The 15,479-nt window shown below is 69.9% G+C and carries 9 protein-coding genes; 3 read left to right on the forward strand and 6 right to left on the reverse strand.

The genetic code is table 11. The annotated features are described in order from the left end of the window. Positions 1 to 179 precede the first annotated feature (179 nt). Entirely contained in the window at positions 180 to 2,894 is a 2,715-nt protein-coding gene (locus OG966_RS02970) for a SpoIIE family protein phosphatase (protein ID WP_406733200.1), read from the forward strand. A gap of 311 nt (positions 2,895 to 3,205) precedes the next feature. Then, complete coding sequence (locus tag OG966_RS02975; RefSeq protein ID WP_326647750.1) at positions 3,206 to 4,219, forward strand: NADP-dependent oxidoreductase; 1,014 nt, start codon at positions 3,206 to 3,208, stop codon at positions 4,217 to 4,219. 357 nt (positions 4,220 to 4,576) lie between these two features. On the opposite strand, the gene OG966_RS02980 is transcribed toward OG966_RS02975, so the two are convergent. Continuing rightward, positions 4,577 to 7,954 (reverse strand): pyruvate carboxylase, encoded by a 3,378-nt coding sequence (locus OG966_RS02980; protein ID WP_326647751.1) that lies wholly within the window; start codon positions 7,952 to 7,954, stop codon positions 4,577 to 4,579. Positions 7,955 to 8,860: 906 nt separating this feature from the next. Between OG966_RS02980 and OG966_RS02985 the strand changes: the two genes are divergently transcribed. Continuing rightward, positions 8,861 to 10,828, forward strand: coding sequence for a diguanylate cyclase domain-containing protein (locus tag OG966_RS02985; RefSeq protein ID WP_326655065.1), 1,968 nt, complete (start codon positions 8,861 to 8,863; stop codon positions 10,826 to 10,828). A gap of 51 nt (positions 10,829 to 10,879) precedes the next feature. Here OG966_RS02985 and OG966_RS02990 read toward each other — a convergent pair whose 3' ends face one another. From OG966_RS02990 to OG966_RS03010, 5 genes are all read right to left on the reverse strand, one after another. Then, positions 10,880 to 11,575, reverse strand: a complete 696-nt coding sequence (locus OG966_RS02990; RefSeq protein WP_326647752.1) for a DUF2238 domain-containing protein — start codon at positions 11,573 to 11,575, stop codon at positions 10,880 to 10,882. A gap of 271 nt (positions 11,576 to 11,846) precedes the next feature. Then, the gene (locus OG966_RS02995) at positions 11,847 to 12,611 is read right to left on the reverse strand and encodes a YqjF family protein (protein WP_326647753.1); all 765 of its coding nucleotides are present in this window, start codon (positions 12,609 to 12,611) and stop codon (positions 11,847 to 11,849) included. A 199-nt stretch (positions 12,612 to 12,810) separates the two neighbouring features. After that, positions 12,811 to 13,824, reverse strand: coding sequence for an NAD(P)/FAD-dependent oxidoreductase (locus tag OG966_RS03000; RefSeq protein WP_326647754.1), 1,014 nt, complete (start codon positions 13,822 to 13,824; stop codon positions 12,811 to 12,813). Further along, positions 13,821 to 14,345: an isoprenylcysteine carboxyl methyltransferase family protein gene (locus OG966_RS03005; RefSeq protein ID WP_326647755.1), complete on the reverse strand. Its 525-nt coding sequence runs from the start codon at positions 14,343 to 14,345 to the stop codon at positions 13,821 to 13,823. The genes OG966_RS03000 and OG966_RS03005 overlap by 4 nt, the downstream gene beginning before the upstream one ends. 12 nt (positions 14,346 to 14,357) lie before the next feature. Continuing rightward, positions 14,358 to 15,413 carry a type III polyketide synthase gene (locus OG966_RS03010; protein WP_326647756.1) on the reverse strand — a complete coding sequence of 352 codons (1,056 nt, stop codon included), beginning with the start codon at positions 15,411 to 15,413 and terminating at the stop codon, positions 14,358 to 14,360. Positions 15,414 to 15,479: the final 66 nt, after the last annotated feature.

Below are 15,479 nucleotides of genomic sequence, written 5' to 3' on the forward strand. Positions count from 1 at the left end.
CCCTGGCCGAACCCCGCCGCCTGACTTGCGTGGGCGGCGGAAGGGCTGTCGGGTAGAGGAAGAGTGGAAGGGCGCCCGGCACAGGCACACCTCGATGCGGTCAGCCCCGGACAACCGCCATGCGGCGGTTTCGGTGCCCCCGGGGCACGTCGGCCTCGCCCGCCTGCAGCAAAGCATCAATGTTTGGCCGCAGAGGACCTAGCGGTGTTAGAAAGGTCAGCGTGGTCAAACTTTTCGGCCGATTCCGGAGCACACCGGTTCGGTCACTGACCGACAAGCATCCCCGGAGCGTCGCCGGGCAGGTCTTCGCCCTGCAGGTGGCTGTGGTGGTGCTGCTCGTGACGGCCACGGTCCTGGCGCTTGTGCTGCAGTCCCGGCACGACAGCAGCACGGAGGCGAAGCGCCGTTCCATTGCCGTCGCGGAGACGTTCGCGCACTCTCCGGGCCTCCTGGCCGCGCTGAAGACCCCTGATCCCTCCAAGGTGCTCCAGCCTCTCACCGAGGCGGGGCGGAAAGCGGCCGGCGTCGACTTCATCGTGGTCATGGACACGAAGGGGATCCGCTACACCCACCCCAAGCCGGACCGGATCGGGAAGAGGTTCGTCGGCACCATCGAGCCCTCACTGGCCGGCCGCGTGTACACAGAGAGCGTCTACGGCCCGCTCGGTCACGAGGTGCAGGCGACCGTCCCCGTCTTCGACCTCAAGGGCAAGGTCGTGGCCCTGGTGTCCGCCGGCTTGAAGGTCAAGAACGTGACCAGCGTGGTGGACAGACAGCTGCCGATCATCCTCGGGGCCGGAGCGGCCGCGCTCGCCCTCGCCACGGGCGGCACGGCGCTGGTGGCCAGGCGGCTGCGGCGGCAGACCCACCGACTGGGCCCGGCCGAGATGACCCGCATGTACGAGCATCACGACGCCGTGCTCCACTCCGTGCGGGAAGGTGTCCTCATCGTCGGCAACGACGGTCGACTGCTGCTGGCCAACGACGAGGCCAGGCGGCTTCTGGATCTGCCGCCCGACGCCGAGGGGCGGTACATCTCGGAACTGTCCAGCCTCGATCCCCCCACGGTGGAGCTGCTGGCCTCGGGCCGGGTGGCCACGGACGAGGTGCACCTGGCCGGGGATCGGTTGCTTGCGGTGAACCAGCGGCCCACGGATCGTCACGGCGGGCCCAAGGGGACGGTCGCGACCCTGCGTGACTCCACGGAGCTGCGGGCGCTGTACGGCAGGGCGGAGACGGCCCGTGAGCGGCTGAAACTGCTGTACGACGCCGGTCTGGGCATCGGTACGACCCTCGACGTGGTGCGTACGGCCGAGGAACTGGCGAAGGTCGCGGTGCCCCGCTTCGCCGACTTCGTCACCGTCGACCTGGCCGACCCGGTCCTGCGCGGGGAGGAGCCGACCGTTGCGGACAGGGACATGCGCCGCACCGCCGTCCACGGCATCCGGGACGATCATCCCCTCTATGAGCTCGACCGCCTGATCTACTTCCTCCCCTCCACACCGCAGGCACGGGGTTTCGGCAGCGGCCGGTCGGAGCTGGTGCCCGACCTGTCCGACGCGCCCGGCTGGCATGCCCAGGACCCTGCGCGCACACAGGCGATCGTGGATTACGGCATCCATTCGCTCATCACCGTGCCCCTCCAGGCGCGGGGCGTCATCCTGGGCGTGGCCAACTTCTGGCGCTCGGAGGAGCCTCAGCCGTTCGAGGAGGACGACCTGTCGCTCGCCGAAGAACTGGTCGCCCGGGCGGCGGTCAGCATCGACAACGCCCGCCGCTACACCCGTGAGCACACTCTGGCCGTGGCTCTGCAGCGCAGCCTGCTGCCGCGGGCACTGCCCGAGCAGAGCGCCCTGGATGTCGCCCACCGCTATCTGCCCGCGCTCTCCGGGGTGAGCGGTGACTGGTTCGATGTGATCCCGCTGCCGGGCGGTCGCGTGGCGCTGGTCGTCGGTGATGTCGTCGGCCACGGCCTGCACGCGGCCGCCACCATGGGACGGCTGCGCACGGCGGTGCACAACTTCTCCACGCTCGACCTGCCGCCCGACGAGATCCTCAGCCATCTCGACGACCTGGTCGGGCGCATCGACCAGGAGGAGGTGGGGGCGGACGCCGGTGCGGGGATCACCGGCGCCACCTGCGTGTACGCGATCTACGATCCCGTCGCCCGCCATTGCGCCATGGCGCGGGCCGGGCATCCCGCGCCCGCGCTGGTCCACCCCGACGGCAGTGTGTCGTTCCCCGATCTGCCGGCCGGCCCGCCCCTGGGCCTGGGCGGTATGCCCTTCGAGACCGCCGAACTGGAACTGGAGGAGGGCACGCAACTCGTCCTCTACACCGACGGCCTCATCGAGGACCGCACCCGGGACATCGACGTGGGGATCGAGCTGCTGCGTCAGGCCCTGGCGTCCCATCCCGACCGGACCCCGGAGGAGAGCTGTCAGGCGGTGCTCGACGAGCTGCTGCCCGGCCGGCCGAAGGACGACGTGGCGCTGCTCATCGCCCGCACACGGGCGGTCCCGCCCGACCGCGTCGCCGAATGGGACGTGCCGTTCGATCCCGCCGCCGTTGCGGGGATGCGCGCCGCCGTGGCCGAAAAGCTGGACGAGTGGGGTCTGTCCGAGCTGGCTTTCGCCATGGAGCTGGTACTCAGCGAGCTGATCACCAACGCTCTCCGCTACGGTTCCGAACCGGTCACGATGCGACTGCTCCGCGACCGCACCCTGACCTGCGAGGTCGCCGATGGCAGCAGCACATCGCCCCATCTGCGGTACGCGGCCACGACGGACGAAGGAGGCCGCGGCCTGTTCCTCGTCGCACAGATGGCCGAACGCTGGGGCACCCGATACACCCCACAGGGGAAGGTCATCTGGGCGGAGCTGTCGCTGCCCTGATCCGGCGGGAGCGTGGCCGGCGCGGGGCAGCTCGACGTCCTGGACGCGGAACCCCGGCTGCCGGGCCCCATGGAAAGCCGCCACTCGACGAGCCGGTCACGGTGGCCGGGGAACCCCGGGCGTTCGTCGAGCGGTGTTTCCGGAGTGCCACGTGCCGAGAGTCGGCCGGGACGACTGCCGGGTCCGCCGCCACCCCGTCCTCGCATCGGCGCGCATCCGTAGCCACAGGGGCGTTGCCGGGCGAGGTGACGGGAGCTAGATTCATGCGTGACATACCGACCAGTCGGTCACCGCGTCGAGGAGAAGCCCGCATGAGCCGCATCAACCACCAAGTCCGTCTGGCCGCCCGCCCGGTGGGGCTGCCCCGGCCCACCGACTGGGAACTGACCGAGGAGCCGGTTGGTGAGCCGGGCGAGGGCGAGCTGCTGGTGCAGGTGCTTCAGCTCTCGCTCGACCCGGCGATGCGCGGCTGGATGAATGAGGGCAAGTCGTACATTCCGCCAGTGAAGCTCGGCGAGGTGATGCGCGCGGGTGCGGTCGGGCGGGTCATCGCCTCCCGGCACCCCCGCTTCGCCGAGGGCGACCATGTCTCCGGCGGTTTCGGGGTCCAGGAGTACTGCACCTCGGACGGCACCGGGGTCATCGGTATCGACCCGAAGTTGGCGCCACTGCCCGTCCACCTCGGAACCCTGGGCATGACGGGTATGACGGCCTACTTCGGACTGCTCGACATCGGCCGCCCGGAAGCCGGCCAGACGGTCGTGGTGTCCGGCGCCGCCGGGGCCGTGGGGAGCGTGGTCGGCCAGATCGCCAAAATCAAGGGATGCCGGGTCATCGGCATCGCCGGCGGTGAGCGCAAGTGCCGGATGCTGGTGGACGAGTTCGGCTTCGACGCCGCGATCGACTACCAGTCCGACGACGTGAAGAAGTCGCTGCGTGAGCTGGCCCCCGACGGTGTGGACGTCTACTTCGACAACGTCGGCGGCGACATCCTCGACGCGGTGCTGACCCGGCTGGCGCGCGGCGCCCGCATCGTCATCTGCGGCGCGATCTCCCAGTACAACAGCGTGGAGCCGGTCAAGGGCCCCGCCAACTACCTGTCCCTGCTGGTGAACCGCGCCACCATGACCGGCATGGTGGTGTTCGACTACGCCGACCGGTACGCCGAGGCCGCGGCCGAGCTGGCCGGGTGGCTGGCGGAAGGGAAGCTGCAGACGCGGGAGGACGTCGTGCAGGGCGGAATCGACGCGTTCCACGACACCCTGCTGCGACTCTTCCGTGGCGAGAACCACGGCAAGCTCGTCCTCGAAGTGGCGGACGAGTAAGGCGCACGAACGACACCTGAGCGGCCCGGGCCCGGCCGGCGCAGGGGGCACGCTCCCCTCCGGCCGGCGCCAACCCGCCCCCGCTGACCGGGCGATCAGGCCTGTCCCGCCGCGTTCACGGCTGGACAGGCCTGATCCGGTACTCGCCCCCGTACACGGTCACAGGGATAGGCAGCGGACCGTCGGCAGAACCAGGTCGCCTCCTGGAATCACGCACCGGCGGCACCGCCCGCACGCAAGGGAACTCACCCGCCGCCTCCCGCGGGAGCGCCGTCGCCCCGGTACGGGATCTCACAGCTCCGCCGCCGGACGGGCGGCCCGGAGATCCCTTCACCGGGCCGCCCTCCACGACGAGCGTCAGCTGAGCTCGATGAGCAGATCACCGGCCTCGACCTGCTGGATCCTGCCGATCGCGAGCCGGCTCACCGTGCCGGCTGTCTGGGCCGTGATGGAAGCCTCCATCTTCATCGCCTCGATGGTGGCGACGGTCTGGCCTGCCGACACCGAGGCGCCCTCCTCCACCTGAAGGGTGACCACTCCGGCGAAGGGGGCCGCGATGTGGCGTTCGTTGCCCCGCTCGGCCTTCTCCGCCGCCTTGACCTCCGTCGCGATGGATTTGTCCCGGACCGGGACCGGCCTCAGTTGTCCGTTGAGCGTGGCCAGCACCGTGCGGAAGCCCCGCTCGTCGGCTTCGGAGATGGCTTCCAGCTCGATCAGCAGGGTGACTCCGGGTTCGAGCGTGACGGTGTGCTCGGTCTCCGGCTCCAGGCCGTAGAGGAAGTCCCGGGTGGGCAGGACGGAGGTGTCGCCGTATGCCTCGCGGTGGGCGTCGAACTCCTTGGTCGGGCCGGGGAAGAGCAGCCGGTTCAGAGTCGCCCGGCGCGATTCCCGAAGACCCTGCCGGTCCTCGTCGGACAGCGTCGGCGCCTCGGCCTGCTCCGGACGGCCGTGCAGTGCGCGGGTGCGGAGCGGCTCCGGCCAGCCGCCGGGCGGGACGCCCAGTTCACCGCGGAGGAATCCGATAACCGAGTCCGGTACGTCGAACTTGCCCGGGTCCGACTCGAAGTCCGCGGCCTCGACCCCGGCTCCGACGAGATGCAGCGCCAGGTCGCCGACGACCTTCGACGAGGGGGTCACCTTCACCAGACGGCCCAGCATCCGGTCCGCCGCGGCGTAGCAGTCCTCGATCAGCTCGAAGCGGTCGCCGAGGCCCAGCGCGATGGCCTGCTGACGCAGGTTCGACAGCTGGCCTCCGGGAATCTCGTGGTGGTAGATCCGGCCGGTGGGTGAGGCGAGACCGGACTCGAAGGGCGCGTAGACCTTCCGCGTCGCCTCCCAGTACGGCTCCAGATCACCGACTGCCTGCAGCGACAGGCCGGTCTCCCGCTCACTGTGATCGGTGGCGGCGACCAGCGCCGACAACGGCGGCTGGCTGGTGGTGCCTGCCATCGAGGCGACAGCGGCGTCCACCGCGTCGACTCCCGCGTCGATCGCGGCGATGAGCGTGGCGAGCTGGCCGCCCGCCGTGTCGTGCGTGTGCAGATGCACCGGCAGGTCGAACCGCTCCCGCAGGGCCGTCACCAGCTTGCGGGCGGCGGGCGGGCGCAGCAGCCCGGCCATGTCCTTGATGGCGAGCACATGTGCGCCCGCGTCCACGATCTGCTCGGCGAGGCGGAGGTAGTAGTCGAGGGTGTAGAGCGACTCACCCGGGTCCGAGAGGTCGGCGGTGTAGCAGAGTGCGACCTCCGCGAGTGCCGTGCCCGTCGCCCGTACCGCGTCGATGGCGGGACGCATCTGCGAGACGTCGTTGAGCGCGTCGAAGATACGGAAGATGTCCATGCCGGTGGCGGCGGCCTCGGCGACGAATGCTTCCGTCACCTCGGTCGGATAGGGCGTATAGCCCACGGTGTTGCGCCCGCGCAGCAGCATCTGGGTGCAGATGTTGGGCACCGCCTCACGGATTCCCGCCAGACGCTCCCACGGGTCCTCGGCCAGGAAGCGGAGCGCCACGTCGTACGTCGCGCCACCCCAGCACTCGAGGCTCAGCAGCTCCGGCGCCGTGCGCGCGACGTACGGGGCGACGGCGAGCAGATCGCGGGTGCGCACCCGGGTGGCCAGCAGGGACTGATGGGCGTCGCGGAAGGTGGTGTCCGTGACCGCTACGGCCTTCTGGCGGCGCAGTTCGGCGGCGAAGGCCTCGGGCCCCAGCGCGGCGAGGCGCTGCCGGGAACCCGCGGGCGGCGGCGTGGTGAAGGAGATGGCCGGCAGCTTGTCGACGGGGTCGATGACGACCGGGCGGGGCCCGTGTGGCCGGTTGACCGTCGTCTCGGCGAGGTAGTGGAGCATGCGACTGCCGCGGTCGGCCGACGGGCGGGCCCGGATCAGCTCGGGGTGCTCGTCGATGAAGCTCGTCGTGATGCGGCCCGCGCGGAACTCGGGGTGGTCGAGTACCGCGCCGAGGAACGGCAGGTTGGTGGACACTCCGCGGATACGGAACTCGGCGATGGCCCGGCGCGCGCGGCGGGCCGCATTGTCGAAGTCGTGCCCGTGGCAGGTGAGCTTGACCAGCATGGAGTCGAAGTGCGCCGACACCTCGGCCCCGGTGTGCACGGTGCCGCCGTCGAGCCGTACGCCGGGGCCGCCCGGCGAGCGGTAGGCGGAAATGGTGCCCGTGTCGGGCCGGAAGCCGTTGGCGGGGTCCTCGGTGGTGATCCGGCACTGCAGAGCCGAACCGTTCAGAACGATGTCGTCCTGTGTCAGGTGCAGTTCGGGCAGCGTCATACCCGCGGCGATGCGCAGCTGCCCGATCACCAGGTCCCGGCCGGTGACCTGTTCGGTCACCGTGTGCTCCACCTGGATGCGCGGGTTCATCTCGATGAAGACGTGCTTGCCGCGTTCGTCGACGAGGAACTCGACCGTGCCGGCGTTGACATAGCCGATGTGGCGCGCGAAGGCGACGGCGTCGGCGCAGATCCGCTCGCGCAGCTCCGGGTCGAGGTTCGGCGCGGGAGCGATCTCGACGACCTTCTGGTGGCGGCGCTGCACCGAGCAGTCACGCTCGTAGAGGTGCACGACGTTGCCCTCGGCGTCCGCGAGGATCTGCACCTCGATGTGGCGCGGGTTGACCACCGCCTGCTCGAGAAAGACCGTCGCGTCGCCGAACGCGGACTGCGCCTCGCGCATCGCCGCGTCGATCGACTCGCGCAGTTCACCGGGCTCGGCCACCCGCCGCATGCCCCGCCCGCCACCACCGGCGACGGCTTTCACGAACAGCGGGAAGCCAATGCCGTCGGCCGCCGCCAGCAGCGCCGCCACGTCCGTGGAGGGTTCCGACGACTCGAGTACCGGGACGCCGGCCTCCCGCGCCGCCGCGACCGCGCGGGACTTGTTCCCCGTCAGATTCAGTACCGACGAGGGTGGCCCGACAAAGGTGATCCCCGCATCCGCGCAGGCCGCTGCCAGGTCCGGGTTCTCCGACAGGAACCCGTAGCCGGGGTAGATCGCGTCGGCGCCGGCCTTGCGCGCGGCCTTGATCACCTCATCGACCGACAGGTATGCCCGCACAGGATGGCCGGGTTCACCGATCTGGTACGCCTCGTCCGCCTTGGCGCGGTGCAATGAGTTGCGGTCCTCGTGGGGGAACACCGCCACTGTGGAGATGCCCAGCTCGAATGCTGCGCGGAACGCGCGGATCGCGATCTCACCACGGTTGGCGACCAATACCTTGCCGAACATCAAACTCCCCTGTTGCGTCGCGGGCGAGGCGGCCTGAGGACCGGCGATGTCGTCACCGGCGCCGTAATGGGCCTCTGGCTGCCTCGTGGAAGGTTTCGATGAGTTTGTTTGGTCTGGGCACCGCATCGGCCGATACTGATCGGCAGGGGTGCATCCCTCATGTGTAGGCATGAATGCCTCGTTCCGGTGAAAGCCGACGACGCTGTCGGCCTCGGCCCTCCGGAGCCGGGGCCTGGCCACCGTACCCGACGGCATGTGATCGCCGTCGTACGTGTCCACCGCAGCACACTTCCGCTCCCGGAGCGCGCCCAGCAGGCCCGATGTCTCTTCAGCGGGAGCCCACCGGCGGCGCCTGAGCCCGGCGACCACGGGCCCGGGCGCTCCCGGGGCGCGCCGGCCACCAAGTTCCACCTGCCGGTCGAACGGGGGCAGAAGTTGCCGCGCCCGACACCTCTGGCAATAGCGACCTCGGCGCACGTCTCGTCTCAGAACTCGGCATATCACGCACCGCCGGCAGTTGGCGCGGCTCCGACAGCCGCCGAGACGCAGCGCGAAGCCCCGGGCATGCCCGCGCCGAGTGGGCGGCGGCCCCGCGACCCCGGCCCGGGTTCCACAGAACTCGATCGGCGTGGAGCCTCCGAAGGCCGATCAATCAGCGGTGAAACGTTTACCTGTGGGCGTCATACAGAAACAATCGACAATGTCTCAACTACCGAGTCCCTACTACCACCCGCGGTCCCCGAAGTACAGGTATCCGTCATTACTTCAGGTGAACTCCATATCATACGTGCCGATTAGAGAAGGGGACCTTCTACCTTTCTACCGTCCCTATTTCCATCCATCGTGGAGATCCAGGGCTGCGGATTCTGAGCTGGGCACAATCTCGGGGAGTTCGAGTTGCATACGGTGCTTGAGCGCGGTGACGGTGGCGGGCCGCCTCAGGTCGACCTGCGCAGCCGCTGGCTGTACGTGGCGGGAGTTGGCCAGGCTGTGTGTATCGGCTCCACGGTCGCCGCGGCCGTGGGCGGGCGGCTGGCCCAGTGGGGGCTGCTGGTGGCGGAGGTCGGCGTGCCCGCTGCGCACGGTGTGGCCCTTCTCTCCATCCTCGCGCGGGCCCGATCAGCCACGGGACGGGTACGTCTGCGCCTGTTGCTGCTTGGCGTATCGACCGGCGCGGCAGGCGTGCATGAGCTTGTGCTGCGCCAGCTAAGAGCACTTCGAGGGTCCACCGGGATGCTCTATGCCGCGATCGAGCTGCTGGCAGTGGCCGGGATCGCCGTCGCGCTCGGTCTGGGCGTAGCCGGGCTGGTGGTCGCGGCCGGTGACGGCGGCACGGTGCTGACCTGGTTACGAAGGCTCCTGGACGGGTGGATGATCGCTGGATCGTTGTTCACCCTTGGCTGGGTACTCCTGCTGCACCGGGCCGATCTCGGCGGTGACGTCCTGGCAGCGCTGTCCGGTCTCGGCCGAGTGGTCGCGGACGTCCTCGTTCTGGGACTGCTGCTGGTCCTGCGCTTCGCCATGCGGCGCGGGCAACGCGCGTCCGTCACCGTGGCGGCATTCGGTCTCGCGATCCTCGCGGTGAGCGACACGCTCCGTATCTTCGCGGCAGACCCTGTCGTCTCCACGACGATTCCGCTCACCGAGACCTGCTCGATGACCGGTATGTTCCTCATCGCCGCGGCGCCATGGCTCCCCGGCGGCAACAGCGCCCTGGCCGTGGTCCGGCGGGAGTTGCCCGTGGCGGGGGTGGTGGCCGCGTTCCTCCCCGTGGTCGTCTGTGCGGTTGCCGTGGTGGTGCACGCCGTGTCCGGCAACCGCCTTGATGTGGTCACCCCGGTGGTCGGAGGCACCGTGCTGCTCGCCCTGAGTGCGCGTCAAGGCGTGGTGCATGCCGAGAGTCTCTGCCTCACACGAGAGGTGGCCACCCGCGAGGATCACTTCCGTACGCTCGTCCAGGGTTCGAGCGACGTGATCGCCGTCGCCCGGGAAGACTGTGTCCTGCTCTACATCAGTCCGGCTGTGCGACAGGTTTTCGGATACCGGCCCGAGGATCTGCTCGGCACCCGCTTGCCGCTGCTCATTCACCCCGACGACCTGCCGCCGTTGACAAGGGCCGTCAGGAAATTGCGGGAGGAAGACCAGCTCGGCGGTCACAGCCTCAGCCGCCGCGTGTCCTGCCGGATGCGGTCGGCCGACGGACAATGGCGCCACATCGAATCAACGATCAGCCGTCACGCCAACGGGTTGATCGTCAACAGCCGGGATATGAGCGAGCGAGTTGCGCTGCAGACACGGCTGGAGTATTTGGCGTTCCACGATGCGCTGACCGGCCTGCCCAACCGTGCTTTGTTCACCGACCGGATCACGCACGCTCTGGCCAAGCGGTCGGCCGACGGTACCCCGCCCGCGGTGCTCTTCCTCGACCTGGACGGCTTCAAGAAAGTGAACGATTCGGCCGGGCATGCAGCGGGTGACGAACTGCTCATCCAGGCTGCTCGGCGACTACGGGCCGCAGTACGAGCGGAGGACACCGTTGCCCGCCTCGGCGGGGATGAGTTCGCCGCCCTGCTGGAGGGGGATGCCGGAGCGTGCGACTCCCGGACGCGGGAGGTGGCGGAACGGCTGCTGTCCGCCTTGACCATGCCCTACCGCCTCGCCGGTACGGAAGCCATGGTGACCGCTTCGATCGGGCTCGCGGTGGCCACCCCGGGAATCACCCCAGCCGAATTGATGCGCAACGCCGATCTGGCGATGTACGGCGCCAAGGCCGCGGGCAAGGGACACATTCAGGCGTATCGGGCGCAGACCCACGACACTGAGCGCCCAGGTTCTTCAATCCTCCGGGAGGATTCCTGTATCTCACGGAGATAGAGATAGAAGGCCGATGTCGCGCAGAGGTCCGGTGCCGCTGTCGGCTCCGGCTCACCTTTCGTCCAGCGTATCGACGGGGCGCGACCAGCTCGAAGTGCCGGGCATCTGCGTCCCAAGGGCGTCCAGTTGGCGGTCGTGCTGCCGGCTGAAGAGCAGCAGCGACAGCACCGCGCCGACGAGGGCACAGAACATGTCCCACTGGGTGTCCCAGACATCGCCCTGGGTAGCGAGGAAATCGTTCGCCGCCGCACCGCCGATGACCGCGGCTGCCCATTCGAGCATCTCGAAGACAGCGCTGAACGCCAGGCAGGCGCACACGGTCAGCGGCGCGAGCCAGCGGCTGCCGCGCAGCGGCGACGTGCGGCTGAGAAGTTCGCGTACAAGGACGGCGGGCACGAAACCCTGCATGAGGTGGCCGATTCTGTCGTACGGGTTGCGTGCCAGGCCGAGCGTGTCGCGCAGCCACTCCCCCACCGGCACCCTGGCGTAGGTGTAGTGGCCGCCCATCGCCAGCACCAGCGCGTGCAGCGCCAGCAGGCAGCACAACAGACCGGTCAGCGGAAACCGTCGCCAGGCGAGCACGATCAGGGGAAGGCCCACCAGGACCCATACGGTCTCCAGCAGCCACGTCGTACGGTCGTAGGGCTGGATGCCCGAGAAGGAGACTCCGAGCAGCACCGTCACCGCGAGCGCGCCGGGCCACACGGCCCGTGTGAACGGCGCGCCGGTCACACGTATCTTCGCCATCGCAGATCGCTCCTTCGTCGCGGGGTGCTTCATCATGACGAGGCCGACGGCCGGTGTGGTGAGTACTCCTACTCAGATCGGTGTCGGCACGACACCCGGCAATGGATTGCTGCGGCGCTCGGCGCACCTCGGCCGGCTTCGACAGGGTCTCCGACGCGCCTGTCCGCGAGGGCGACTGCGATCTCGAAGGGTCCGAGCACTGTGCCTCCAGCCCCTCCAGCCAGAGCTGAGGAGCCATCATGCAGCGGCCGGGTCCGCGCGTAGGGGCCAATCACGGGGTCGGGATGCCGCCGGGGCGGGCCGGGCGGCCGAAGCGTACCGGGACGCCCGGCGAATACAGCACGCTCACCGGCTCTCCCACCGGTTCCGGCAGTCCAGCCGCTGTCACCAGGTCCTCGTCACACTCGATGAGACCGGCACGGTGCAGCGGCCAGCGAGGATGCGTGTTCGGCAAGTACATGGGCCGTCCGAAGAAGGTGTTGTGCATGCCCCAGCGGGCTGTCAGAAAGTGCTCGAGCTCGGTGGGGGCCTCGATGCGTTCGCCGATCCGCAGAGCGATGCGGCTGTGCGCACCTCGCGGTCCGGGCCAGCGCCGCGTGCTGGTGTACGTGAGTGTGTCGCCCTCGCGCCGGATCGCCATCCGGGACCACAGATACGGCAGCCGGAAGACCGTGCGCGCGACGGCCACCGGGATCAGCCGGGAGGCGTCCAGCGATCGGAAGACCACCCCGCGACGCCCCTGTGCATCCCTGGAGTAGAGACGGACATTCGTCTCGGGAAAGGTGCCCAGGTAAGGGACGCCGGGGAGGCGGAACCAGCCCACCCGGTGCATCCGGAAGGCGACGAGTCCGACGTAGGTGACCCCGTGGAGGGTGTCGGGAACGGTCTCGGCCGGCAGGAGCGGTGCCACGTCGGCCGGATCGGCGGCCCAGTGCAGGAACGCGAGGTCCAGCCAGGACTGGGTCAGCAGCGGGCTTACCCCGGGGTGGGGTGAGTCGGCCGTTATGGATTGGGGAGCACGGGGCGACAGGGGCACCCTTTCAGCATCGCAGAGTCCACTCGGCGGACATGCGGGGCGGGGCACGCTCTCGTGATCGGCTCCCCGTGCGTCGAGGAGCCCCGAACGGCGGGGAGCCCCGAACGGCGCGGAAATCCGTACGGCGCGGAGCCCGCAAGGCGCCCAAAGCATCTCGTGCGGTCAACGCGGCAGCACGGACAGGATTCCGCGGCCGCGCCTACTGCAATGCGTGTACCGCCGCTCTGAAGGCCGCCGGCGCGCGATGGGCCGCGGGGACGATCAGACGGGCTGTGGCAGGGTACCGAGCCGCTCGCAGCAGGCCCTCGGTGAGCAGTCGGTGACGTCTCGTCAGCCGTGCCCACTGCCCGGGATAGGCCTGAGGTCGCACGGCGGCCAGGCACCTGACAGCCGCCGCGGCCGTCGCCATGGCCAGGGCGATGCCCTCGCCCGTCAGGGCGTCGACGTAGCCCGCCGCGTCACCGACCAGCAGGGCACGTCCGGCCCGCTGGCTCCACGCCCGCTGCCGCAGCGGCCCGGCGCCGCGCACCGAATTCGCCCCGTGGCCCCGGAGCCGAGCGGCGAGGGCGGGAAACCCCGCCAGGTGCTCGTCGTAGGAACAACGGTTCCGGCTGAGCACGGCGACGCCCACCAGGTTGTCCCCGACCGGCGTCACGTACGCCTCGCCGTGGCGGGACCAGTGGACTTCCACGAAGTCGGTCCAGGGGGCGATTCGGTAGTGGCGGCGCAGACCGTAGCGGCGCGATGCACCCCCTGGACGGTCCAGGCCGAGCTCGCGGCGTAGCGGAGAATGCAGGCCGTCGGCGGCGATCAACCACCGGGCCGTCAGCCCCGCCGCGCTGACACGGTCGTCACCCTGGCGGATCTCCCCCACCTTGCCCGGCACGATCCGTACCCCGAGTTCCACGGCCCGCTGGTGCAGGGCTGCGTGCAGTTCGGTCCGCCGGACGCCGAGCCCGGGGCGGCCCTGGAACGCCGCCTCCGCGCGACGGGCGCCTTCGAGATAGCGGATCCCGCGCAGGTCGTGGCCGTAGACCTCGACGCCCAGCGAACGCAGCGCCGCCACACCGCTGGGCATGATTCCCTCGCCGCAGGCCTTGTCGACGGGAGCGGTGCGCGGCTCGACCACGACGGCTTCCATACCCACCCGAGCGGCATGGATCGCCGCTGCCAGGCCGGCCGGCCCGCCGCCCGCCACGAGCAGGTCGATCACGACCGTACGTCCGCCGCCACGGAGGCCAGCGCCCCGTCCTCGCACCGGATGCGGACAGCCATGAGCACCGCGTTGAGTACGGTGAAGCAGACTGCGGTCACCCACGCACCGTGGACCAGCGGCAGCGCGAGCCCCTCGGCGGCGACCGCGACGTAGTTGGGGTGGCGCAGCCATCGGTAGGGCCCGTCGGTCACCCGGGGCAGGCCCGGCACGACGATGACCCGGGTGTTCCACTGATGTCCGAGCGTACGGATGCACCACCAGCGCAACGTCTGCGCGGCGACGACCACAACCACCATGGTCCAGCCGAACAGCGGGTGGAACGGGCGGCCGGCCAGCCAGACTTCGGTGAGGCAGCCCGCCAGCAGAGCGGTGTGCAGGGCGACCATGGCCGGGTAGTGCCCGCTGCCGGCTTCGGTGCCGCCGCGGGCCAGGCTCCAACGCGTGTTGCGCAGCGCCACGGCGAGTTCGGCGAAACGCTCGACCGCGACAGCCAGCACCAGAGCCGTGTACCACATCATGCGTCCTCCGACCTACCAGCGCAGCAGCACCAGTTCGCAACAGAATCCGGGGCCCATGGCCATCAGCAGACCCGGCGTTCCCGGTTCGGGCCGCCGCTGCTCCAGCGTGTCCCGCAGGACATACAGCACCGAGGACGACGACAGGTTCCCCACCTCGGCCAGCGAGCGCCAGGTGACGTCGAGGGCGCCCTCGGGCAAGGAGAGAACATCGGAGACGGCTTCCAGGACCTTGGGGCCGCCGGGATGGCACACCCAGTGAGCGACATCCTTCGGCTTGAGCCCGAACTCTTCCAGGAATCCGTGGACGTCGTCGGCGAGATACCGGCGGACGACGTCCGGGACGGCCACGTCGAGCACCACCCTGAAGCCGGAGCTGCGGATGTCCCAGCCCATCACGCGTTCGGTGTCCGGGTACATACGGCTGCGGGTGGCCACGACCTCCGGACCGGCCGTCGAGGCCCGGCGATCGCCGACGGCGACGACGGCGGCTGCCCCGTCGCCGAACAGCCCGGTCGCCACCAGGTTGGCGGGTCTCGCGTCATTGCGCTGAAAGGTCAGGGAACAGAGTTCGACCGAGAGCAGCACAGCCACGTGATCGGGCCAGCCGAGCAGGTAGTCGTGCAGCCGAGCCACACCGGCGGCCCCGGCGACGCAGCCCAGGCCGAAGATGGGCAGCCGTTTCACATCGGGCCGCAGGCCGAGACGCCCGACGAGCCGGGCGTCGATGGAGGGCGCGGCCACTCCGGTGACTGAAGTGAACATCAGCAGGTCCACGTCGGTGGGCCGCAGCCCAGCCGTCCGCAGGGCACCACGGATGGCCTCGGCGCCCAGATCGGCAGCCGCGCCGATGAAGACGTCGTTGGCCGCGCCGAGGCCATCCAGCTCGCCATAGCGCTCCAGCGGCAGCACCATGTGCCGCGTGCGCACCTGCGCGTTCTCGTGAAGGCGGTCAAGGACACGGCGGTCGGCGCCCGGTGGCAGGCAGGTGCCCGCCACCATGTCTGTGATCTCGCGCTGGGTGTGGCGGTACGGTGCCAGGGAGCCGTGAACGGCAGCGATCCGGGTCATCCCGCTTCCCGCTTCGGAGGCGTCATGGCCCCATTCCTTGCCCGCACAAGGGCGGGGGACACCTCA

Source organism: Streptomyces sp. NBC_01750 (genome assembly GCF_035918095.1).
GTDB lineage: Bacteria > Actinomycetota > Actinomycetes > Streptomycetales > Streptomycetaceae > Streptomyces.